Annotated in this window: 20 protein-coding genes; 9 read left to right on the plus strand and 11 right to left on the minus strand. The window is 35.3% G+C overall.

Annotated features, from left to right (window positions below; translation table 11 throughout):
- Positions 1-416: 416 nt before the first annotated feature.
- Positions 417-587 (minus strand): DUF362 domain-containing protein, encoded by a 171-nt coding sequence (locus tag GQR60_RS01290; protein ID WP_124991204.1) that lies wholly within the window; start codon positions 585-587, stop codon positions 417-419.
- A 176-nt stretch (positions 588-763) separates the two neighbouring features.
- Here GQR60_RS01290 and zupT point away from each other — a divergent pair, with 176 nt between their 5' ends.
- Complete coding sequence (gene zupT, locus GQR60_RS01295; RefSeq protein WP_124991205.1) at positions 764-1,582, plus strand: zinc transporter ZupT; 819 nt, start codon at positions 764-766, stop codon at positions 1,580-1,582.
- Positions 1,583-1,598: 16 nt separating this feature from the next.
- On the opposite strand, the gene nth is transcribed toward zupT, so the two are convergent.
- Entirely contained in the window at positions 1,599-2,261 is a 663-nt protein-coding gene (gene nth / locus GQR60_RS01300; protein ID WP_124991206.1) for an endonuclease III, read from the minus strand.
- Between the two features lie 464 nt (positions 2,262-2,725).
- Here nth and GQR60_RS01305 point away from each other — a divergent pair, with 464 nt between their 5' ends.
- The 6 genes from GQR60_RS01305 (at position 2,726) to nadD (ending at position 9,294) form a co-directional block, all read left to right on the plus strand.
- On the plus strand, positions 2,726-3,583 hold the full coding sequence (locus GQR60_RS01305) for a C1 family peptidase (protein ID WP_124991207.1): 858 nt from the start codon (positions 2,726-2,728) through the stop codon (positions 3,581-3,583).
- 202 nt (positions 3,584-3,785) lie between these two features.
- Positions 3,786-5,648: an ABC-F family ATP-binding cassette domain-containing protein gene (locus tag GQR60_RS01310; RefSeq protein ID WP_124991208.1), complete on the plus strand. Its 1,863-nt coding sequence runs from the start codon at positions 3,786-3,788 to the stop codon at positions 5,646-5,648.
- Positions 5,649-5,701: 53 nt separating this feature from the next.
- On the plus strand, positions 5,702-7,048 hold the full coding sequence (locus GQR60_RS01315; RefSeq protein ID WP_124991209.1) for an MATE family efflux transporter: 1,347 nt from the start codon (positions 5,702-5,704) through the stop codon (positions 7,046-7,048).
- Between the two features lie 121 nt (positions 7,049-7,169).
- Positions 7,170-8,048 (plus strand): YicC/YloC family endoribonuclease, encoded by an 879-nt coding sequence (locus GQR60_RS01320; protein ID WP_191991575.1) that lies wholly within the window; start codon positions 7,170-7,172, stop codon positions 8,046-8,048.
- 82 nt (positions 8,049-8,130) lie between these two features.
- Complete coding sequence (gene gmk, locus GQR60_RS01325; protein ID WP_124991210.1) at positions 8,131-8,697, plus strand: guanylate kinase; 567 nt, start codon at positions 8,131-8,133, stop codon at positions 8,695-8,697.
- A gap of 21 nt (positions 8,698-8,718) precedes the next feature.
- Positions 8,719-9,294: a nicotinate (nicotinamide) nucleotide adenylyltransferase gene (gene nadD / locus GQR60_RS01330; protein ID WP_124991211.1), complete on the plus strand. Its 576-nt coding sequence runs from the start codon at positions 8,719-8,721 to the stop codon at positions 9,292-9,294.
- A gap of 619 nt (positions 9,295-9,913) precedes the next feature.
- Here the strand turns inward: nadD and GQR60_RS01335 are convergent.
- The 9 genes from GQR60_RS01335 to GQR60_RS01375 form a co-directional block, all read right to left on the minus strand.
- The gene (locus GQR60_RS01335; RefSeq protein ID WP_101308728.1) at positions 9,914-10,465 is read right to left on the minus strand and encodes a 2-oxoacid:acceptor oxidoreductase family protein; all 552 of its coding nucleotides are present in this window, start codon (positions 10,463-10,465) and stop codon (positions 9,914-9,916) included.
- A gap of 32 nt (positions 10,466-10,497) precedes the next feature.
- Positions 10,498-11,271 carry a thiamine pyrophosphate-dependent enzyme gene (locus GQR60_RS01340; protein ID WP_124991212.1) on the minus strand — a complete coding sequence of 258 codons (774 nt, stop codon included), beginning with the start codon at positions 11,269-11,271 and terminating at the stop codon, positions 10,498-10,500.
- 3 nt (positions 11,272-11,274) lie between these two features.
- Positions 11,275-12,360: a 3-methyl-2-oxobutanoate dehydrogenase subunit VorB gene (locus GQR60_RS01345; protein ID WP_101308730.1), complete on the minus strand. Its 1,086-nt coding sequence runs from the start codon at positions 12,358-12,360 to the stop codon at positions 11,275-11,277.
- Positions 12,361-12,408: 48 nt separating this feature from the next.
- Positions 12,409-12,636, minus strand: a complete 228-nt coding sequence (locus GQR60_RS01350; RefSeq protein WP_101308731.1) for a 4Fe-4S dicluster domain-containing protein — start codon at positions 12,634-12,636, stop codon at positions 12,409-12,411.
- A 378-nt stretch (positions 12,637-13,014) separates the two neighbouring features.
- Positions 13,015-14,331 carry an aminotransferase class I/II-fold pyridoxal phosphate-dependent enzyme gene (locus GQR60_RS01355; RefSeq protein WP_197092576.1) on the minus strand — a complete coding sequence of 439 codons (1,317 nt, stop codon included), beginning with the start codon at positions 14,329-14,331 and terminating at the stop codon, positions 13,015-13,017.
- Positions 14,332-14,537: 206 nt separating this feature from the next.
- A complete protein-coding gene (locus GQR60_RS01360; RefSeq protein ID WP_124991214.1) occupies positions 14,538-15,059 on the minus strand; it encodes a flavodoxin in 522 nt (173 codons plus the stop codon).
- 62 nt (positions 15,060-15,121) lie between these two features.
- Complete coding sequence (locus GQR60_RS01365) at positions 15,122-15,814, minus strand: hypothetical protein (protein WP_124991215.1); 693 nt, start codon at positions 15,812-15,814, stop codon at positions 15,122-15,124.
- Between the two features lie 51 nt (positions 15,815-15,865).
- Positions 15,866-16,015 (minus strand): hypothetical protein, encoded by a 150-nt coding sequence (locus tag GQR60_RS01370; RefSeq protein WP_154675792.1) that lies wholly within the window; start codon positions 16,013-16,015, stop codon positions 15,866-15,868.
- A 38-nt stretch (positions 16,016-16,053) separates the two neighbouring features.
- The gene (locus GQR60_RS01375; protein ID WP_124991216.1) at positions 16,054-18,111 is read right to left on the minus strand and encodes an acetate--CoA ligase family protein; all 2,058 of its coding nucleotides are present in this window, start codon (positions 18,109-18,111) and stop codon (positions 16,054-16,056) included.
- A 272-nt stretch (positions 18,112-18,383) separates the two neighbouring features.
- On the opposite strand from GQR60_RS01375, the gene hydE reads away from it, so the two are divergent.
- Both hydE and GQR60_RS01385 read left to right on the plus strand, forming a co-directional pair.
- Complete coding sequence (gene hydE / locus GQR60_RS01380; protein WP_124991217.1) at positions 18,384-19,472, plus strand: [FeFe] hydrogenase H-cluster radical SAM maturase HydE; 1,089 nt, start codon at positions 18,384-18,386, stop codon at positions 19,470-19,472.
- 135 nt (positions 19,473-19,607) lie between these two features.
- Positions 19,608-23,405 carry a sensor histidine kinase gene (locus tag GQR60_RS01385; protein WP_124991218.1) on the plus strand — a complete coding sequence of 1,266 codons (3,798 nt, stop codon included), beginning with the start codon at positions 19,608-19,610 and terminating at the stop codon, positions 23,403-23,405.
- Positions 23,406-23,419: the final 14 nt, after the last annotated feature.

Here is a 23,419-nt window from a genome sequence, read left to right on the forward strand (position 1 = left end):
ACACATTAAACACTTACTTTCTTAACAAAGAAACACATACTGTATCTTCTTCTTCCACTTATTTTATCTGCTTTTAAGTGTACAACAAAGAATTTGAATAATTTACAAGCTCTTGTTACTCCATCTATATTAACTTTACTCTTGAGAAATTAATAATCGATGGAGGGTTCTCGTTAGAAAAACGTAAATACTAACCTTATCAAACTTCATAAAACAATTACCTCACCTTATTTTGACAAACCATAAATGACATGTTATTCTTAAATATTCTCCAATAAATTCATAATAAAGACGCATTTAAACGAATTGAGTCCGGTAAGAAATACCGAACTCAATCACATAATTTTCTATATCCGTCCTATTTTTGGGAACCTCAGATATCATGAACTCTCTCTTTAGACAGTTTATAATGATATTTACTCCCCCTCAGAAATTGCTTCAACCGGACATACTTCTGCGCAGGCAGCACAATCAATACAAGTGTCTGGATCGATAACATAAATATCTCCTTCCGAAATTGCATCTACCGGACATTCATTTATACAAGAACCACAAGCAGTACAGTCATCTGAAATAATATAAGCCATAATTTTATTATTTAAATTAAAAGTTATTTAATCAACTCAATCTGATTTAATTAAATTTACCACTTGCCATCTCTTAAAACAAGATGTAAACATCTCAACATACTATTTAGATACATTCCAAATAATTCACTATATTTATTCCATAATATATCAATCCAAAAAAAAGCAATCTACATATGGAATTTGAATTTAACACCGTTGCAATCGCATTTGGAATGACCTTATTTGCAGGTCTTGCTACCGGGATAGGTAGTACAATTGCCTTTTTTGCCAAACGTACAAACACAAAATTTCTGGCACTTTCCTTAGGGTTTTCTGCCGGCGTAATGATTTACGTATCACTTGTAGAAATATTTCAAAAGGCAAAAGATGCATTAATTCTTGATCATGGTGAAGTTACCGGTACTTGGTATACAGTTATCTCATTTTTTGGAGGAATTTTATTTATTGCAATTATCGACAAAATGATACCCTCTTTCGAGAATCCTCATGAGGTGAAAAAGATAGAAGATCTTGAAGGTGAAAAACCTGTGGACAAGAAATTAATGAGAATGGGAATGTTTTCTGCACTTGCAATTGGAATTCACAATTTCCCGGAAGGATTAGCAACATTTGCTGCCGCATTAGCAGACCCTACGATTGCAATACCAATTGCTGTTGCGATAGCGATACACAATATTCCAGAAGGAATAGCAGTGTCGGTACCTATCTATTATGCTACCGGCAGTAGAAAAAAAGCATTCTTTTACTCTTTCATTTCCGGATTAGCAGAACCTGTTGGCGCACTAATCGGATTTGTTTTAATCTATTCGTTTTTAGGCTTAAACAATACTGTTTTTGGAGTATTATTCGGTGGCGTTGCTGGGATTATGGTTTTCATTTCTTTAGACGAGTTATTACCAACAGCTGAAGAATATGGAGAACACCATATTGCAGTTTACGGCTTAATTGCTGGAATGGCGGTTATGGCATTAAGCTTGCTCCTATTCTTATAACCAGACATTAAAAGCTTCAGGTTGAGGCTTTTTTATTTTTATTTTCTTCCTTCTCAAAATATTTACAATACTCTTTAATCCCACAAGCTTTACATTTTGGTTTTCTTGCTACACATACATACCTTCCGTGTAATATTAGCCAATGATGAGCAGTCGCTATATATTCCTCTGGAATAAATTTCACCAATTGCTTTTCTGTTTCCAAGGGAGTTTTCGAATTTGTTGTTAAACCAATTCTTTCTGAAACCCTAAAAACATGTGTATCTACAGCCATAGCCGGCTTATCGTATACTACCGAAGCAATCACATTTGCCGTTTTCCTGCCAACCCCTGGTAATTTCTGCAGTTTATTGATATCATCGGGAACAATCTCTTTATAATCAGCCACCAACATTTTCGCCATCCCCAGCAAGTGTTTCGCTTTATTATTTGGATAGGAGCAAGAACGTATTAAATCGAAAATATCATCTTGACTTGCATGAGATAATTCGAAAGCTGTAGGATATTTGTCAAATAAAAACGGAGTCATCATATTAACTCTTTTATCGGTGCATTGAGCAGACAAGATAACAGCAACTAATAATTCATATGGATTTGAATAATTCAACTCTGTTTCTGCAGCCGGCATGTTTTCTTTAAACCATAATATTATCTTCTCAAATCTATCTTTCTTTCGCATAGCTAATTTATCCTTTCTGATCAATATTCAATTTGTAAATCCATCATGCCTATTTTCAAATTAAGTTTTTCAAATAAAAATGACGTTTATCCATCTTTGGATCATACGAATTTAATAAAGTCAAAGAATTAACCCCTCTTTGTTATTGAAAATTCTGCGATTGCGTGAAATTTAATGAATCTTCCTGCAAAACAAAAAAATATCAAACCGCATATCATCACAAGGCCTAATTATACCTGTCATCATTTCCAAACAACACAACAAATACACTAACAATCATATAATTTACACTAATGTGAAATAAATCACATTTCGACACCCTCAATTAGTTTTACATATAACCATTTTATCGTAAATTCACACCAACTTAAAACTGCAGCAAGGTATTAGACTGATACTCTTGATATTTTTACTGTTTCAATAAAACTACAAAACCATTATTACAAACTTTTAACAATTTACTTATGAAAAAGAATTTAATCAGAATCACCTTACTCTCTGTATTCGCATTGAGCTTCCTGTTTTTAACACCTTCATGTAATAGCAACGACGATTCGATTGCAAATCAAGAGCAAATCCAGGATGAAAATATCATCATAAACTCGGGTTATTTGCCGCTTCCAATTGAGCAATACAATAAAATTCCCAGTGCTAAACAAATCAGCACAACTAAATCATACCCACTTTCAGTAAATCTTTCCTGTCCTCCAATTCTTAATCAAGGCGGAGAAGGATCTTGCGTTTCCTGGGGAGTTGGATACGCTGGAAGAAGTATTAGCTGGCAAGCTTTATATGGTGGTTCATACAACTATAGCGTGAATATTTTCAGCCCTGAATACATTTACAATCAAATTAAAGTTACCGACTGTGCCAGTGGCTCCTACGTAACTGATGGTTTAGATTTGGTTGTAGACCAAGGAGTTTGTGTTTGGAATGATATGCCGTACACTGATATTTCCTGCGATGTATATCCGGACAATTACCAAGTATTACAAGCAGCAAATTACAAAGCAGCAAGCTATAACACCGTGCCAAAAACAGTCGATGCATTTAAAGATCAACTTGCTGCAGGCAAACCAATTGTTGTTGGCGGACCTGTTTATCGTCAGTTTTACTATTTGGGCTATGATCAGATCCAAACCAAAACAGTTAGAAATTACGGCGGACATTGTTATTGTGTTGTGGGTTACGACGACAGTAAAGGTGCCTTTCTTGTAATGAACTCCTGGGGAACAAACTGGGGAACCAATGGATTTGGATGGGTTTCCTATAGCATCATGACCAAAGTATGGTCGGAAGCCTATGTATTAAACGAATTATAAAAATTGAAATTGTAGTCATTGAAACAAAGTCAGTTACATCCTGCTATTTGCATAATAGCAGGATTTTTTTTGCTCAATTAAGTTCTCTCTGCGAGTGTAATTCACCCCCTCCTGCACAAGTTAATGCTAATTCAAGAACAGATTAGTAATGTATCAGTACTTATTCGTAAATTTGAGCTTCAAAAATTTAAGAACAGATTACATGATATCATATTTACAGGTTGAAAACCTTACCAAAAGTTACGGAGAGCTTACACTATTTGAAAACATTAGTTTTGGCGTTGGACAAGGACAAAAAATTGCATTAATTGCAAAAAATGGTACCGGAAAAACTACACTTTTAAATATTATCTCGGGACTAGACAGTCAGGATAGTGGAGATATCAGCTTTCGCAGTGATTTAAAAATAGCATATCTGGAACAAAACCCCGACCTCAACAACAGCAATACAATTCTTAATGAAGTCTTTAACTCCACCGATCCTGTTCTTTCAGTAATTCGTGACTACGAAAGGATAATCAATGAAAATGATCAGGAAGCAATGTCAGATATCATTGAAAAAATGGATCAATTCAAGGCCTGGGATTACGAAAATAAGGTAAAGCAAATCTTGTCCAAGCTAAAAATCACCAATTTCGATCAAATTATTGGCGAACTTTCCGGGGGACAGAAAAAACGGGTTGGATTAGCAAAAGTTTTAATCACTGATACTGATTTCTTAATTCTTGATGAGCCTACCAACCACTTGGATCTGGAAATGATAGAATGGCTTGAAGAATATCTTAACAAATCGAAAGGCACATTATTGATGGTTACTCACGACAGATATTTTCTGGATCGGGTTTGTAATGAAATCATCGAAATAGAGTCCAATACCATATTCACCTACAAAGGCAACTATTCCTACTATTTAGAAAAGAGAGCTGAGAGAATTGAGAATTTAAATGCTGAAGTTGGTAAGGCTCAAAAACTAATGAAAACTGAGCAGGAATGGATACGGAGAATGCCACAAGCCCGAGGAACGAAAGCTAAGTACAGAGTTGATGCCTTTGAGGATATCAAGAAAAAAGCAAGCTCTGGATTTAAAGAAACAAAAATGGATTTAGATATTAAATCCGCAAGGTTGGGAAATAAAATTCTGGAACTGGATCGTCTGTATAAAAGCTATGGCGATTTAAAAATACTGGAAGATTTCAGCTATAAATTCCAAAGGGGAGAAAAAATAGGAATTGTAGGTAAAAATGGCACGGGAAAATCAACCTTCTTAAACATGATTACCCGGAATATTGAAGCCGATTCAGGTTCAATTGAAATTGGAGAAACTGTAGTTTACGGCTACTACAAGCAAGATGGCATTACAATTAATGAGAATGAAAGAATCATTGACGTAATTAAAGAAATTGCAGAATCTATTGATTTAGGCAATGGAAAAATGATGTCGGCCTCTCAATTTCTGGAATACTTTCTTTTTCCAACTAAAACTCAGTACAATCAGGTTGCTAAATTAAGCGGCGGTGAAAAACGACGATTGTATTTGATGACAGTCTTGATGAAAAACCCGAATTTCTTAATCCTGGATGAGCCAACCAATGATCTGGACATTATGACTTTGAATGTTCTGGAAGATTATCTGCTTAGTTTTTCCGGATGTCTGATTATTGTATCTCACGACAGATACTTTATGGATAAAGTTGTGGATCAATTATTTGTATTTGAAGGCAATGGAATCATCAGGAATTTCCCGGGAAATTACACCATTTACCGTGATTCTTTAGATCAGCAGGAAAAGGAAATCAAAAAAACAGAAAAATTATCAACACCTAAAAAGGAAAAACCAAAATCGGAACCAACAAAAAAATTATCTTTTAATGAAAAAAGAGAGTTTGAGCAACTGGAAATAGATATTGAAACGTTAACATCTGAAAAAGAAGAAATAGAAATTGCCATGAGTTCAGGAAACTTATCAAACGATGAATTGATGGAAAAAGCGAGTCGTATTGAAAAAGTTATTGAATTAATTGACGAAAAAGAATTCCGATGGCTGGAATTGAGCGAACGCGCTTAAATCTCAGAACCACATAAAATCAGCAGAGCGCTACAGCTCTAACAAGAAACTTAATGAAAGATTTTACCTCAGGAAATGTTACCAAACTAATACTAAATTTCACGTTACCGATGTTGTTGGGAAATGTATTCCAACAACTCTATAACATTGTGGATAGTATTATTGTTGGGAAGGTTTTGGGCAAAGAAGCTTTGGCATCCGTTGGAGCATCATTTCCGATTATTTTCACCTTAATTGCTTTACTTATCGGAATCGGCTCCGGGTTTTCCATCGTAATTTCTCAATTTTACGGTGCAAAGGACATCAATAAAGTAAAAAGAGCAATTGATACCATGTACCTGTTTTTATTCGGTGCCGGTATTTTAGTTTCCGTGCTCGGAATCTATTTTAGTAAAGATCTTTTTCTTTTACTGCAATTACCTGTAGAACTAATACCTCAGGCAACAAGCTATTTGAATGTCTATATGGCCGGAATGATCATGTTTTTTGGCTTTAGCGGAACAAGTTCAATCCTTCGTGGACTGGGAGATTCCAAAACACCGCTTTATTTTTTAATACTGGCTTCTATCTTCAATATCATATTCGATTTGTTATTTGTAATGGTTTTTAAATGGGGAATTGCAGGAGCAGCATGGGCAACAGTATTGGCTCAAAGTGGTGCATTTATTTCCGGTATTATTTATTTAAACCGAAACCATAACATCATTAAATTTTCACTTTTCAAATTGGTTTTTGATAAGGAAATATTCATCACGAGTTTAAAGATTGGAATTCCATCGGGGATTCAGCATACTTTTGTTGCTCTTGGAATGATGGCCTTACTCGGAATTGTAAATACGTTTGGAACCGATGTAATTGCCGCCTACACAGCTGCAGGAAGAATTGACTCCTTGGCGATGATGCCGGCAATGAATTTTTCACAGGCTGTAGCTGCATTTGTTGGTCAGAATTTAGGAGCCAATAAAATTGACCGGGTTCGGCAAGGATTTAAGGTTACATTCATCATGTCAAATGTATTTTGCCTGATGATGACGGCTATAATAATCCTATTTGGCAGTCACTTAATGAAACTATTTACTACAGATGCAAATGTAATTGCTATTGGTGAAAAGTACCTGATCATAGTGAGCTCATTCTATCTTCTGTTCTCAACAATGTTCACAACCAATGGAGTTTTAAGAGGTGCCGGCGACACATTAATACCGATGTTTATCACACTCTTTTCCCTTTGGCTTATACGTATTCCCTGCGCCTATTTTCTTTCATCACATATTGGAGAAACCGGAATTTGGTGGTCAATACCTATTGGCTGGTCAATGGGAACAATATTCTCATATCTTTACTACCGCACTGGCCGATGGAAAAAAAAATCAATTGTATCACATCAGGAATACTCATAAACAGAATCTTATCTGCGAATAATTAAATAGAATTAATAATTAATCAACTTCGAGCTTCTAAAGGATTTGATTGGTAAATCCACTTCAAACCCTTACCTTTGCCGAAATAAATAGCCCAAATATGTTAATATCGATGACAGGCTTTGGTAAAGCCATTCTTGAACTGGAAAACAAAAAGGTTTCAATCGAAATCAAATCCCTAAACAGTAAACAACTAGATATCAATACCCGAATACCAAACCTTTACAAAGAAAAGGATTTGGTGATAAGGAATGAGATTAAAAATAAGCTGGAACGAGGAAAAGTAGAACTTTCCATTTTCATTGAAAGTGTTGGTACTGACAAAGAAACAAAAATCAACAAACCTATTGTTGAAGCGTACTACAAGCAATTAAATGAGCTGGCTCAGGATCTTGGAATCGCAATAGACAAAGAGCCTATTTTGCAAACCATAGTGAAGTTGCCGGATGCTCTTAAAGTAGAATATCAAGAGCTTGACGAAGAAGAATGGAACCTGATTTTTGAAGGATTTAAAACTGCCCTTGCAGGAATTATGGATTTCCGTAATCAAGAAGGGAATGCACTTCAGGAAGATATTTTTGCCAGAATAGCAAATATCGAGAATCTTTTGACTCAAGTTCCTCAATATGAAAATGACCGAATTGAAACGGTCCGTACCCGAATTAATGATAATCTTAAAGATTTTGTTGAAAAACAGAATGTAGATAAAAACCGTTTCGAACAGGAAATCATCTACTATCTTGAAAAATTAGATATTACAGAAGAAAAAGTTCGTTTGGCTAACCATTGCAAATATTTCATAGAAACATCAAATGCAGGCAACTCTGAGGGCAAAAAACTAGGTTTTATTGCTCAGGAAATTGGGCGTGAGATCAACACACTGGGTTCAAAAGCCAATGATTCCAACATCCAAAAAATTGTAATTGACATGAAAGATGAATTGGAAAAAATAAAGGAACAACTTTTAAACGTCTTGTAATTATTACAATAAATCATATTTTAGCGTAGGGTTAGTCACTCTGCGCTTTTTTATAATACTAATCTCTCTAACTCAATATCAAATGTCTGGTAAATTATTCATATTTTCCGCTCCAAGTGGATCTGGAAAAACAACAATAGTTCAACATCTGTTAAAACAGAATTTCAAATTAGAATTCTCAATATCGGCCACCAGCAGAGCCAAAAGAGCCAATGAAACAGACGGCAAAGACTATCACTTTTTATCTGTTGAAGAATTCAAAACAAGAATCGAAAATGATGAATTTCTTGAATGGGAAGAAGTTTATGAAGGTTGCTTTTACGGAACTCTTAAAAGTGAGGTTGACAAGATTAGAAAAAAAGGTAAAAACGTAATATTTGATGTTGATGTTGTGGGTGGAACAAATATCAAGAAATTTTACAAACATGAAGCATTAGCTATTTTTATTCAACCTCCGTCAATTACTGAATTGGAGAACAGATTGCGTAACAGAAATACTGATTCGGATGAAGTAATTGCCAAACGAATTGAAAAGTTTAAATTTGAATTAGCTTTTTCCGATCAGTTTGATAAAGTAATTGTTAACGATAAACTGGAAGATGCTCTCGCTGAAGCTGAAACAGCCTTGCACAATTTTCTTAGTAAATAAGCATATTACACAAAAAAAAGGATGAAGATAGGATTGTTTTTCGGATCATTTAATCCAATACACATTGGACATCTTGCTATTGCTAATTTCATGGCAGAATACACCGATATGGAACAAATTTGGTTTGTGGTTAGTCCTCACAATCCTTTCAAAAGAAAAAACAGTCTTTTAGCCGATTACCATCGTCTTGAATTGGTAAATAGAGCCATTGAACGATATCCCAATTTAAGAGCTTCAAATATTGAATTTGGGATGCCTCAACCTTCTTTTACTATCGACACTCTTACTTATTTAAAAGAAAAGAACCCGTCTCATCAATTTTGCCTGATTATTGGTTCTGATAATTTGAAAAACTTCACAAAATGGAAGAATCATGAGTTAATTTTAAAAAATCATGATTTATTTATTTATCCTCGTCCCAATTTCAAGAGCGAAGACATTACTTTAAAAGGCAACATTCATACTGTAGATGCCCCTTTAATAGAAATCTCTTCAAGCTTCATCCGTAAAGCTGTAAAAGAGAAGAAAGAAGTTCCTTATTTTATGCCCGAAAAGGCATACAATTACCTGAAGGAGATGCATTTTTACGAAAAGTGATAAAATGAAAAAAGGCTGGTCCCCACCAGCCTTTTATCTAACCCAAAATGATTTCCAATACGAAGTTTTAACCCTAAAACCATATACTATTCATAAGGAAATTCCGATACGATCATCATGCCTAACCACTACACTCCCGAATCGGAGTGCAAAGGTAAGCATTAATTTAAAATTACAAAGATATTTCAAATTAAAGTTTCAGTTATTTTCATCTGTTTATAATTTTAAGTTTTTGTCACCATATAATCATTTCATGTGTGTAGAAAGCTTTATACATGGACGTTTCATGTGTCTAAATTTGTTTTTTATTGCCACATGGAACTTGTCAGCTTAGTCATCCTCGTATGTGATAAAAGTCTTCTCATGGCTCATTTCATCACATTTTATAAAAAGAAAACAATGACTCCAAACACCATCTTCATCAACTGGTATTTCAAACAAAACAAGGCTTTTTATATCTAGCAGAAAAGCTTCTGCGACAAGATATAAATGATCAGCAATGTATACCTAAACGACAATAAACATTAACTCCCCTACTTACAATCGTGAAATAAAAAAGGAAAATCCCGTATGGAATTCTCCTTTTACTATCCTTATTTTAGTATTGTTGTGTTATTTCTTAAAGAGTGTGAACTGTCTCAACAGAATCGCTACCTTTTTGAATTGCTTCAATATTTAAAGGTATTAATTTATGATGACGCTCCGGCAAAGACTTCTCCAAACCTTTTTTAACATTTTCCAATAATACGATTGGCTTCACTTTTAGAAAGCCTCCCATAATAATCATGTTAAAAGTTTGAGGATTTCCTAATTCTGCAGCAAGAGCAGCTCCGGGAATTCTATAGATATTAATATCCTTTCTTTCCGGATGATGCGTAATACCATTTGGATCATATAATAAAGTACCACCCGGTTTCACCTCATTCACAAACTTATCCATAGATTGCTGATTAAGAATGATTGCAGTATCAAACTTTTTCAAAACAGGTGAACTAATTCTATCGTCGCTTAAGATTACAGTTACATTTGCAGTTCCTCCACGCATTTCCGGTCCGTAAGAAGGCATCCAAGACACTTCTTGATTTTGCATGATTCCGGAATAAGCAAGAATTTTACCCATTGAAAGTACACCTTGACCACCAAATCCTGCAATTATTATTTCTTCTGTCATTTTTTTACAGTTTAATTGATTAAAAAGGATTTTTACTCATCTTTTAATGTACCCAACGGATAGTATGGAAACATGTTTTCTTTCATCCATTCGTTAGACTTAACTGGTGAAAGTTTCCATCCGGAACTGCAAGTACCAACAATCTCGATAAAAGATAATCCTTTGTTTTCCCGTGTATTTTCAAAAGCTTTCTGAGCTGCTTTCTTTAATTTTCTTACTGCTCCAGGAGTTTCTGCTGATTGACGGGTTACAAAGCGTGTACCTGGCAACATGGCAATCATTTCAGTAATTTTCATTGGAAATCCTGTGACTTTACAATCACGTCCGTAAGGAGTAGTGGCAGTAACCTGACCTTCCAATGTAGTTGGAGCCATTTGACCACCAGTCATACCATAAATCGCATTATTCACGAAAAACACAACGATATTTTCACCTCGGTTACAAGCGTGAATAATCTCAGCACAACCTATAGATGCTAAATCACCGTCACCTTGATAAGTGAAAACATATTTTTCCGGCATCAAACGGGAAGTTGCTGTTGCCAATGCAGGAGCACGGCCATGAGCGGCTTGCTGCCAATCGATATCAATATAGTTGTAGGCTAAAACAGAACATCCAACAGGCGAAACACCAATTGTTTTATCCTGAATCCCCATCTCGTCAATAACCTCTGCAATTACTTTATGAATTACTCCATGAGTACATCCAGGACAGTAGTGCATTTCATTATCCAAAAGAACACTGGTTTTACCATAAACCAGATTCTCTTTGCTAATTATTTTGTTGATTTCAGTCGTTGCTGTCATAACTTATTTTCCTAAAATTTTTTGTTCCAATGCTTCAACTACTTCCTCTGGTGTAGGAATGATTCCACCATAACGTCCAAAATGCTCAACAGGCACTTTACCATTAACGGCAAGACGAACATCCTCAACCATTTGGCCTGCGCTCATCTCAACGGATAAAATTCCTTTCACATCCTTCAACATTTCCTGAATCGCTTTGGTAGGATATGGGAAGAGGGTAATCGGACGTAACAATCCAACCTTAATTCCTTTTTCACGAGCTTGCTCTACTGCTTTTTGGCAGATACGGGCACTAGATCCATAAGCAACAAAAAGATATTCTGCATCATCACATGCAATCTTTTCGAATCTCACTTCATTTTCTTCCATTGCGCGATATTTCGCCTGCAATTTATGATTGAATATTTCCTGTTTAGCAGAATCCAAGTCAAGAGAAGTAGAAATATTCCGTTCGCGATCGGCAGGTTTACCAACAGTAGCCCATGATCCTGAAATTTCTTTTATTTCCTCAGCAGTCCATCGTGGTTTGAAATCTGACAATTCAACTTTTTCCATCATCTGACCAATAACACCATCAGATAAAATCATTGCCGGATTTAAATATTTAAAGGCCAATTTAAACGAAAGATCTACAAAATCGTTCATTTCCTGCACTGATGCAGGAGCCAATACAATCAATTTATAATCACCATGACCTCCACCTTTTACGGCCTGAAAATAATCTGACTGAGCCGGCTGAATAGTACCTAAACCTGGTCCTCCACGAACGATATTAACAATCAAAGCAGGCAATTCGGCACCCGCTAAATAGGTAATCCCTTCTGCTTTTAAACTAATACCAGGACTTGATGAAGAAGTCATTACTTTTTTTCCGCATGAAGCTCCACCATAAACCATATTGATGGCCGCAACTTCACTTTCAGCTTGTAGAACCACCATCCCTGTTTCTTCCTGAGGTCTGCGGATCATTAGGGTTTCCATTATCTCGGATTGAGGAGTAATCGGGTAACCAAAATACCCATCACATCCACAGCGAATAGCTGCTTCAGCAATAACCTCATTTCCTTTCATTAAACGAACGTCTCCCATTACAAATATTTTTATAAATTTTTCAGATTTAGAATAAGGTAGCTTAGTCTAGCTTGCTTTTACTCTGTAAACGGTAATTACAGTGTCCGGACAAACTAAACCACAACTTGAACAACCAATACATGCATCAGCATTGGCCATATGTGCATAATGATAACCTTTGCCATTCACGTCGCGCGCAAGTTCAATAACCTTTGTAGGGCAGGCTACAACACATAAGCCACAACCTTTACATTTTTCGGTATCAACAACAATAGCGCCTTTGAATTTTGCCATAGCGTATTTAGAATTAAGAATTACATTTTATTTTACTTGATAAAGGTAACAAATCAAAAGCACTTTTCACCATTCTGCTTTCGATTCATTAGGGTTTTGAGAAATTTACAATCAGTCTAAATAAATATCACAACTTAAAGTAACAATTCATTTGTATTATCCAATTGTAGCTTACAAATTGAAATCTGACATAAACAATGTTATTGTTACGAGAATCAATTCTCTAACATTTAAATATACATCAAAAAAAAAGTTTCATGAATACAAATCCATAAAACTTTAAGTGCTGTTATTTTGAAATTTTAATCTGTACTTCGCACAAATTACTATCTATCAAACAAATATATTCTCCTTATTATCATCATTAGCACCAATTTGTTAAGCCAATATCTGATGGTGTTTATGAAACTCTTTTAACCGAGACTCCAATACCTTAAACTGTTTTCGGGAAACTTGCGAAACACAAGCCCTAAGTCCTTCTTTTAAACTACCTGTTTCATTCAAACAAATTGCTGAAATGCCATAATACAATAGTTTTTTATTTAAATCAGGCCCGGATAAACCCGGATAAGTAACGGTAAAATAAAATCCATCTGCCAAAGGCAAATCAATATCCCCCTCATACACCAACTCAAAGCCATTTTCTAAAAATAACTTTTTCATGATTTTGGCTCTCTCTCCATACTCCTTAACCTCTTCAATAAAATTGAATTTGCCTTCGTTAGCCGCTTTTAACATTGCTCGTAAAGCATATTGTGCAGAATGAGAAGTTCCTGATGATAAAGTATAGATAATTCTATAAATAAGAGTATAACCAAATTCATCAGCCCCAAAGCGTGGTTTTAAATTTTCGAAACGCGTGTGAAATAATTTATTTGAAATGCACAGCAATCCAATACGCTGACCAGCATAACTAAATGCTTTTGAACTGGAAATCATCAACACATAATTGTCGGTATAATTAGCAACACTTGGCTGATAAGGAGCAACGCCGGGCTGACTAAGGTCGGTTCGGAAATCCATAGCAAAGTAGGCCAAATCTTCCATAACAATTGTGTCATACTTGTTCGCCAACTCTCCTATTATTTGCAACTCATCCTCATTAAAACAAATCCATGCCGGATTGTTTGGGTTCGAATAGATAATACCCGCGATATTTCCTTTTACCAAAAACTCTTCCAGTTTTGCTTTCAACTTATCTCCCCGATAATTGAATACATCGAAAGATTCATATTTCTGATTCATTACCTCTAACTGAGTTTTTTGAACCGGAAATCCTGGATCAATAAATAATATGGTGTCTTTTTTAGCATCACAATTACCTATGGTCATAAATGCAGCATAACCTCCTTGCATTGAACCTACTGTCGGAACAATACCTTCAGGTGCAATATCAACATTCATGAAATTCTTCACAAATTTTGATGCTTCCTCTTTTAATGCTCTTACTCCTTCCAACATAGGGTAAGCAGAAGCAACGCCATCTTCCAAAGCTTGTTTTTCTGCTTCGATTCCAACTTTTGCCGGCTTAAGTCCCGGAACTCCCATCTCCATGCGAATGAACTTCTCGCCACTTTCCTCTTCAATCATATTAACAACACGAACCACATCACGAATTGTGGCATCCTCCATTTTATGAATCTCACACAAAGCAAGTTTTTGATCAACAATTTGAGAGTTTATTGGGGTTTTCATCATTTTTGGTTTAAGTATTTTATTAAAAATTAGTGTAATTTTTGACCATTGCAATTTTACGAAAATTCATTACAATTTAAAACTAATAACAATGTTATAATTACAATTCACACAAAGTAATCGTTGTCGAAATGCTGAATCGTCACAACCAACAAAAAAAAAGGCTGATCGGTAAACCGTCAGCCTAAATATTTATATTCCTCTAATTATTCAAATTCAGGAAGAATTAATTTCACCCAATTCTCTACTCTTTCTTCGGTTAAATCATCTTCAAAATCTTCATCCAAAGGTAAACCAACAAATTTGTCCTCTCTAAAAGCTCTAGAATCACCAAATTCATATCCTTCATCGCTTACCTGCCCTACAATTTCGGCTCCGGTTAATATGATACTGTCAGCCAAATCGCCCATTGAATCGACGAAAAAATCTGCATAAGCAATATGATCACCCAAACCAAAAAGAGCCACTTTTTTCCCCTTTAAATCTAATCCATTCAATTTAGGAAAGAAAATATCCCAATCGTTTCCTGAATTATCCGAAGACCAATTGTGTTTGCCAAGAGTCGAAATCCCCATAATAATATTGGAATACTGAGCTACATCTTCAGCCTCACAATCCTTAACCTTATGAACAACAATTCTATCAAAACCTATTTTTTCAGCAAGCAGTTTAGCTACTCTTTCTACATTTCCACCTTCCGGGCCATAAAACAATCCAATTTTACTCATAGGATACAGTGTTTAGTGATATCAATTTTGTTTGTGTGTTTAACGTTCTTACAAAGTTAAAATTATTTGGAACTTTTCAAACTTGCAATGGCAAGTAAAACCCCTAAAACGATCCCCAATAAGGCCGCAAACAAAACCTGAAAATCAGGAGGTAATAAAAAGGTAATTGTATGGGCAGGAATCCAAAAAAAAGGAATGGTTTTTTTAAAGACAAAATTCCACTGAACATCCCAATTAAGATTGATGAAAATTCTGGAAATCTGAATTGGTCTCATAAATCCTGATAATGTTCCTCCATTATCAAGAATATGCGTGTCGGTAATTTTATGAAGTGTCATCATAACCGGTGCATAGATTAAATTAAGACAAGCAGAAGTTGCAAATGCCACCAATAATTTCACCAGAGAAAAATCGCCTTTCATTGCATCAACAGCTCCTTGAACACCCAAATAGGATAAAAAAATTGGCGTTCCTGTTGCAAAAATTACAAAAGCCAATTTAATGGTCAATCCTAAAAATCCCCAAACTATTGCTCGTGGTAATATTCCAAATCCGGCTTGATAATAATTCCCTGTTCTTAGTCTAAGTCCTATAAGTTCACCTAATGTTGCCAAAACTGCAAATTTCACAAAGCTGGTCATCATTCCATGCGCCTTATTAAAGTCGATATAGAAATCAAAAACGCTTTGGGAAATAAAAAACGGCAAAAACAAAAGAATGAAGCCAAAGGCAAAAATAATATCCTGTCTTTTCATGTATCGTTTTATTCTAAACGAATAGCATGAGAAATTCCCATGCTATCCATACTATTTATCTGTTTGTTCTGAGTATTTACTCCATCCTTTGAAAAAACCTTCCTTTACTCCATTCCATTTCACAGCAATTCCTAATAACAGGATTATCACAAAACTGATCATCAACTTCTCATTTAAACTTAGATCTTTCAACTTTCTCATCACAAAATTATAAGTTTTTATTCCGAATAAATCCGGGATTATTTTTCAATTCGAATACGTGCATCAACCGCAACTACGGCCTCTTTATTTCCTAAAAGAGGGTTTAAATCCATTTCGAAAATTTCAGGAGCAACTTTCATTAAAGCTGCCACCCTAGTAATTGCATCAGCAAATTTATCTTCATTAACGGGTTCCTGTCCTCTTACTCCTTTAATGATTCCATAAGATTTTAATCCTTGAATCATATCATGAGCTTCTTGTTTAGCAATTGGTGCCAATGAAGCTTTCACATCTTTTAAAACTTCGATAAAGATACCTCCTAAACCACACAACACCATGTGTCCGAATTTTTCTTCACGTTTTGCTCCGATAAACACTTCGGTACCCTTTAGCATCTGTGCCAACATAACGGCATAAGTATCTTTAATCTGCATCATTCTTCTGAATTCCGAACGAACAGTTTCTTCGTCTTTCACATTCAAGGTTACACCGCCAACATCCGATTTATGAACGGGGCCAACAACCTTCATCACTAAAGGGAAACCAATTTCTTTTGCCATAGCTGCAATTTCATCTTCAGTATCGGCAACACCTTCTTTGGCTCTGTTAATTCCTGCTGCATCCAATAAATTATGCAACTGTTCGGGACTCAAATAACCATTTTCAGCTTCATCAATAATCGTACGAATAGCAAGCTTATCAATTTCCGGTATTACAATTTCTTCTGCCTGAGGTTTTGGCGTATTATAAACCTTAGCCAATGCGTCACCAAATACTACTTCATCAGGAAAATTAATTCGTCCTTTAGCAAGAAAATGCTCAATTTCATCTTTAACATTAACTACCGAAGGTAGAATTGGATAGATTGGCTTTTTACACTGCTTCATTTTCTCGTGCAAAAGATCGTAAACATCATACACTGGAAATAACCCAGGGCTGCCAAATATTACGGCCATTGCATCAACATTATCAAAGTCGTTTTCACAAGCATCAATAATATCTCCTAATTGCTGTGCGGTTCCTGTTGCCAGAAAATCAATAGGATTAGCCACCGATGATCCAGCATATAGTTTTTCAAGCAAAGCTTCAGCTTTTGCCCCATCGATATGAGGAACATCCAATCCATTGTTCGAAAGTGAGTCTGTTAACATCACTGCCGGTCCTCCTGCATGAGTTATCACAGCAATATTTTTCCCTTTTAACTCAGGGTGCATAAAAATTGAGGCAACCGTTGCCAACTCATCTCTCCCCTTGCAACGAACAATACCTGCTTTTTTAAACAAGGCATCAACCGCAACATCCGGACTGGCCAAGGCACCGGTATGCGAAGAAGCTGCACGACTTCCTGCCTCCGAACTACCCGATTTAATTGCTGCAATTTTACAACCTTTACGGATTAAAGAAGAAGCATGCTTTAAAAGCATAGCTGGCTTATCGATGTTCTCGATATATAATAATTTAACCTTACTGCTTGTTTCTGGATTAAAACTCTCGTCCATGTATTTAAGAATCTCTTCAACACCCATTTGTGCGGAGTTTCCTACAGAATATACACTTGAGAAAGACAATCCTTTGGGAACACCAGATTCCATAATGAAAACTGCGGTTGCTCCCGAACCTGAAATAAAGTCACATCCTTTGGAATCTAAACTCGGAATAGGCGTTGTAAAAACACCATTATAATTAGAATTTAATACGCCAACACAGTTTGGACCAATTAATGATCCGCCCACTGAATTAACGATCTCTACAATCTCTTTTTCAAGTTTCTCACCTTCCTCGTTTTCTTCACTAAATCCGGCAGAAAGTATAATAAAAGCTCTCGTATTTTTTTCTTCAGCAAGAAATTTAATGGTTGAAGGACAAAATTTAGCAGCAATAGCTATAATTGCTAAATCAGCCTGTGGCAAATCTTTCAAATCTTTGTATGACGCAACTCCCTGAACCTCGTCCATTTTAGGATTTGAAACATAAAGATCACCTTTAAAATTACCATCAATTAAATTTTTTAAGACCTTACCTCCTGGTTTTTGTACATCATCGGAACCTCCAACAACTACAATACTTTTAGGGTTAAGTAACTGTTCGTTTATCATTTTTTGTTGTTTAGTGTTTTGCTATTTTGCGACAAATATAATAATATTCTATTCCCAAAAGAGCGATTTACCCAACAAACTGTAAGCAAAAACAAACGTTAACGTAAAAAACTGACAATTCGCAAATTTGAGATAAGCATTTTTTTATCAATGCATTACAAAACAATTAAATTCGGAGTTTACAATGCAAATATCCATTTTGTATCACTTGGTACAAAAAGCTAAAATTTTATCTGTAATTTTACTTCCGAATTAAAAGCAACTAATTCCAAATGACTAAAAGTATTGAACAGATCTTGATGCAAGATCAATTCACCAAAGACGATATTATTCGATTATTACAATCGAAAGATGAAGATGAAAAAGCATTATTTGCGAAATCATCAGAAACAAAACTAAAATATGTTGGAAGAAATGTGCATTTCCGTGGATTGGTTGAATTCTCAAATATCTGTAAAAAAGATTGCCTTTATTGTGGAATTCGTGCGAGCAACAGCGCCGTAAACAGATACGATATTGCAGACGAAGAAATACTGAAAGCAGCAAAATTTGCTTACGAAAACAAGTATGGTTCTTTAGTATTGCAATCGGGTGAAAGATCGGACCAAAAATTTATTGATCGGATTGAGAACTTATTAAAAGAGATTAAAAAAGTCAGTAATAATGAACTCGGTATTACCATCTCGATAGGAGAACAAACAAAAGAAACCTATCAAAAATGGTTTGATGCTGGTGCTCACCGTTATTTGTTGCGCATTGAATCGAGCAATAAAGAGCTCTACAATAAAATCCACCCTAACAACGAAGACCATTCACACGAAACAAGGTTGAAATGTCTAAAATATCTTCAGGAAATTGGCTATCAAACCGGAACCGGAGTGATGATTGGAATTCCTTTTCAGACTTACGATGATTTAGCCAACGATCTGCTTTTTATGCAAAAGTTTGATATCGACATGGTTGGCATGGGACCATTTATTGAACACGATCAAACCCCAATGTATCAGTACAAAGATCAATTAATGAGCCTGAATGATAGATTCAGACTTACACTAAAAATGATTGCTGTACTTAGAATCATGATGAAGGATATTAATATAGCTTCGGCCACTGCCCTGCAGGCTATTGATCCACTGGGAAGAGAAAAAGCACTGCGAATTGGAGCCAATATTATTATGCCCAATATTACACCAACCACCGAAAGAGCAAACTATTTACTTTATCAAAACAAGCCTTGCATTGATGAAGGTGCGGATGATTGCACCAACTGCATGGAAGCCAGAATTAATATGGCAGATGGAGTTATAGGCTACGGAGAATGGGGAGATTCACAACATTTTCGAAAGCGACAAAACAAATAAAAGCGGCCTAAGTCGCTTTTTTTTTGCTCAAGAAAAACCAACAACTCACATACTCAGTTCCTGATTTTAAGCCTTTACTACCTCAAAAAAAAATTGTATCTTAACTAAGTTTCACCATATCGAAAATAAGGATACATGAGGTACTCTATTACAATTTTAATTTCCTTTTTTCTGACTTTGATCCCTAATAATCCTAGTCAGGCTCAACAATATAGTTTTAAGAATTATTCTCTTGAAGAAGGTCTGCCTCAATCTGAGGTATTCAGTTTAATTCAGGATAAAAAGGGAAACCTATGGATGGGAACAAACGGAGGAGGAATATCCCGGTTTAATGGCAAAGAATTTTTCTCCTACAACAAAACTCATGGTCTTGCCGACAACAATATCAGATCATTACTGCAAGACACAAAAGACAATTTATGGATAGGAACCAGTATTGGCATTTCCAGTTTTAATGGTGTCTCGTTCCATAATTACGATAAAAAAGACAGTCTCCCAAACGCAATTTACTTTCAAATACTTGAAGACAACAAAGGCAGAATATGGGCTCTTGGAGCCGATCAAAACAACAGATTTTTAATGCATTACAACAATGGGCATTTCTATGATTTTGGAGATAAGCACCCGGAATTAAATAAAAACAATCGGGTTTTATCCATTTTCATGGATAATGAAAAAACTTTATTCATCACGACCAGAAATGGGCTTTACACTTACATAGACGAAAAACTTTCCAGATCTGACTATAACAATCTGCCTGAATTTGCTGATCAAATTATTATTCCTGTACTTCAGGATGCGAGTAATCAGATTTGGTTTCGAAATTTCATTCCTGGATATGGCAATAAAATTTACAGAATTGAAAATAAAAAACCGATCCAAATTAAATTACCTGATGAAATACCCCCCTTAAACATTGGAAATATGATGCTTGATTCGAATCAAATATTATGGGTTAGTGTTGGCGGAACCGGTGTTGTTTTGGTTGATGGAGAAAATGTAAAAATAATAGATGGCAGTCGGGGCTTAATTAATCCATTTATCAATACTATCGTTGAAGATAATTCAGGAAATATCTGGCTTACAACCAATGGAAATGGTCTGGTAAAATATGGCGATAACAAGTTTCTTTCACTCAGCTTTGTTAATGATATTGGAGGAAATATTGTCAGAGCAATTTTTCAAGATTCTAAAAAAAATTACTGGTTTAGTATTGCCGGCAAAGGAGTCGTTCAATTCAGAAAAAACCACAAAAAGACTTTTACTCCGCAAGACAATCCCGGTCTGCTAAACATTAGGGATTTTCATGAACTTCCCAACGGAAAATTATTAATGGCAGGCTTCAATGGCATATTTGAGTTTAACGGTTCTTCATTTAAAGAGGTTTCAGAACGCTATGGTCTTCCTATTGGTACCGGAGTAATTGACATTTTAAGTGTTGATGATGAATTATGGCTTACAACACAAGGAATGGGCGTTATTCACATCGATAAAAACAAAAAGAGAACTCAGATTTCAAATCAGAGTCATGGATTAAAGGTTGATTTTATCACCAGTGTTTATGTAGATTCCAAAAAGCGGGCCTGGTTTTGCCATTTCCAAGGCTTATCGATGTATGATGGAGAAAAAGTAATCAATTTTGATGAAACCAATGGCCTGAATTACAAATGGGTGATGCAGGTAACAGAAGATTCTTTGGGTCGAATTTGGGCTGCCACATTTAGTGGCGGCATCAATATTTGGGACGGTATCAACTGGACCTATCTAACTTCTGAAAAAGGCCTAAGCTCTAACATAGTTTACTCAATTCTTACTGATAAAGAAGGTACTGTTTGGGCCGGCGTTCAGAATGGTGTTGATAAAGTAGAATACTCTAAATCTGGAGAAATATCTTCGATAAGAAACTATAATAAATATGATGGTTTTATTGGTATTGAAAACAACGGAAGTTGTAATTATATCGATGCAAATAAAAACCTTTGGTTCGGAACCATTAACGGAGCAATGATGTTCAATCCGAGTAAAGATCAGATCAACAAAATTCCACCAACCATTCAACTTACCGATATCAAACTATTTTTCAAGACGGTGAATTGGAGAGATGAAAAATACAGCAAATATCTTAGCGGTGTAAATTCATGGTTTCCTCTTCCTCAGGATTTAAAACTAACTCACGATATGAACCATCTTAGTTTTAATTTTGAAGCCCTCAGCTACAAAGCACCTGAAAAAGTAAAATATCAATGGAAATTAGAAGGCCTGGATCAGGATTGGTCACCAATAAGCTCAAAAAATGAAGCTGTTTACTCTCGAATTCCTCCGGGAGATTACACTTTAAAAGTTAAGGCATCAAACAGTGATGGAGTATGGACTCCCAAAGCCTACGAATATAAATTCTCAATAAGTCCGCCATGGTGGAATACCTGGTGGGCCAGAAGCATTGGTCTTCTGCTTATTGGCTTATCTATTTACCTGATTGTTAGAATTCGCATTCAAAACATTCAGCAAAAAAAGAAAGAACTGGAGAAACTAGTTAAAGAAAAAACGCAAGAGATAAGTCTTCAAAACTCAGAAATTGAATCAAAAAATAAGGTTTTACAAAACCAGAAAGATGAAATACTGATACAATCTCAACACCTTCAAAAATCCTATATGAATCTAATTCATTTGAATGATATAGGTAAAGCTGTTACAGCCAGCTTATCTGTTGAGAAAATAATTGACACGGTTTACGAGTCGGTAAATGAATTAATGGATGCTTCAATTTTTGGGATAGGTATTTACCAAGCAGCGAATAATTGCCTTATTTTCCCAAGAATTAAAGAAGTGGGAAAAGATCTTGATTCGGTAGAATTTGCTCTTGAAGATGACACTCGGTTAGCTGTTTATTGTTTTAAAAACGACAAAGAATTATTCATATCTGATCTTGAAAAGGAATACCGAAAATACATTACTAAAATTATACCTATCGAAAAAACCGGTACTCCTCAATCGGTTATTTATTTGCCTTTAAAAATAAAAAACAAAATTACAGGAGTTATTACTGTTCAAAGTTTTGCTAAAAATGCATTTCAGGAATATCATCTTTCCTTGCTGCAAAATATTGCTGTATATGCGAGCATCGCAATTGAAAATGCTCAATCGTATCGAAACATCGAAATTCAAAGCAGAAGATTGCAGAAAGCCAACAAGGAGGTTAAAATCAAAAAAGAGGAAATTGAACAAAAAAACAATGAACTAACAGAGCTAAATAATGAAAAGAATCACTTGATTGGAATCATAGCTCATGATTTAAAAAATCCTTTAACATCAACCATTTCTATTACAGAATATTTAAAATCGCAGATGGAGGAAAGCAATCATCCTGAAAATTTAGAGAATGTCAATTTCATGCTAAAAGCCCTTCAACGCATGAATAACATGATTACTAAAATACTTGATATTGGAATGATTGAATCAAAAAATATCAATTTACAATTGGAAAAAACTAATCTTAAAAAATTAATAGAAGCTGTAAATTTCAACTTTAAAGATCATCTTAAAAGAAAACAGTTAACGCTAAAGCTTGATGTTTATGATGCCTATGCCATGGTAGACCGAAACTATATGACTCAAGTATATGAAAACTTAATTTCGAATGCGATAAAATTTTCTCCCTCTAATAAAAATATAAATATCCGAATTTGGGAAGAGGGACAAATGGTAAGATCGGTTATTAGTGATGAAGGACCGGGAATTCCAATAGAAGATCAGAAAAAACTATTTGGAAAATTCCAGATTTTAAGTACAAAACCAACTGCAGGAGAGAAATCAACCGGCCTGGGATTATCCATTGTGAAAAAATATATAGAAGCTATGAAAGGAAAAGTTTGGTGTGAGAGTGAGACTGGCAAGGGTGCTCATTTTTATATTGATCTGGAGAAAGCGAATTAAAAAAAGTCCGGCAT

It is taken from the genome of Labilibaculum euxinicum (assembly GCF_009795715.1).
Lineage (GTDB): Bacteria > Bacteroidota > Bacteroidia > Bacteroidales > Marinifilaceae > Labilibaculum > Labilibaculum euxinus.

Coding starts and splice junctions, on each gene's coding strand:
- GQR60_RS01375 (WP_124991216.1), bottom strand. CDS start 18,111: ATGATAAACGAACAGTTACTTAACCCTAAAAGTATTGTAGTTGTTGGA.
- GQR60_RS01360 (WP_124991214.1), bottom strand. CDS start 15,059: ATGAGTAAAATTGGATTGTTTTATGGCCCGGAAGGTGGAAATGTAGAA.
- nth (WP_124991206.1), bottom strand. CDS start 2,261: ATGCGAAAGAAAGATAGATTTGAGAAGATAATATTATGGTTTAAAGAA.
- GQR60_RS01340 (WP_124991212.1), bottom strand. CDS start 11,271: ATGACAGCAACGACTGAAATCAACAAAATAATTAGCAAAGAGAATCTG.
- nadD (WP_124991211.1), top strand. CDS start 8,719: ATGAAGATAGGATTGTTTTTCGGATCATTTAATCCAATACACATTGGA.
- gmk (WP_124991210.1), top strand. CDS start 8,131: ATGTCTGGTAAATTATTCATATTTTCCGCTCCAAGTGGATCTGGAAAA.
- GQR60_RS01335 (WP_101308728.1), bottom strand. CDS start 10,465: ATGACAGAAGAAATAATAATTGCAGGATTTGGTGGTCAAGGTGTACTT.
- hydE (WP_124991217.1), top strand. CDS start 18,384: ATGACTAAAAGTATTGAACAGATCTTGATGCAAGATCAATTCACCAAA.
- GQR60_RS01310 (WP_124991208.1), top strand. CDS start 3,786: ATGATATCATATTTACAGGTTGAAAACCTTACCAAAAGTTACGGAGAG.
- GQR60_RS01305 (WP_124991207.1), top strand. CDS start 2,726: ATGAAAAAGAATTTAATCAGAATCACCTTACTCTCTGTATTCGCATTG.
- GQR60_RS01350 (WP_101308731.1), bottom strand. CDS start 12,636: ATGGCAAAATTCAAAGGCGCTATTGTTGTTGATACCGAAAAATGTAAA.
- zupT (WP_124991205.1), top strand. CDS start 764: ATGGAATTTGAATTTAACACCGTTGCAATCGCATTTGGAATGACCTTA.
- GQR60_RS01355 (WP_197092576.1), bottom strand. CDS start 14,331: ATGAAAACCCCAATAAACTCTCAAATTGTTGATCAAAAACTTGCTTTG.
- GQR60_RS01290 (WP_124991204.1), bottom strand. CDS start 587: ATGGCTTATATTATTTCAGATGACTGTACTGCTTGTGGTTCTTGTATA.
- GQR60_RS01320 (WP_191991575.1), top strand. CDS start 7,170: ATGTTAATATCGATGACAGGCTTTGGTAAAGCCATTCTTGAACTGGAA.
- GQR60_RS01365 (WP_124991215.1), bottom strand. CDS start 15,814: ATGAAAAGACAGGATATTATTTTTGCCTTTGGCTTCATTCTTTTGTTT.
- GQR60_RS01345 (WP_101308730.1), bottom strand. CDS start 12,360: ATGGGAGACGTTCGTTTAATGAAAGGAAATGAGGTTATTGCTGAAGCA.
- GQR60_RS01370 (WP_154675792.1), bottom strand. CDS start 16,015: ATGAGAAAGTTGAAAGATCTAAGTTTAAATGAGAAGTTGATGATCAGT.
- GQR60_RS01385 (WP_124991218.1), top strand. CDS start 19,608: ATGAGGTACTCTATTACAATTTTAATTTCCTTTTTTCTGACTTTGATC.
- GQR60_RS01315 (WP_124991209.1), top strand. CDS start 5,702: ATGAAAGATTTTACCTCAGGAAATGTTACCAAACTAATACTAAATTTC.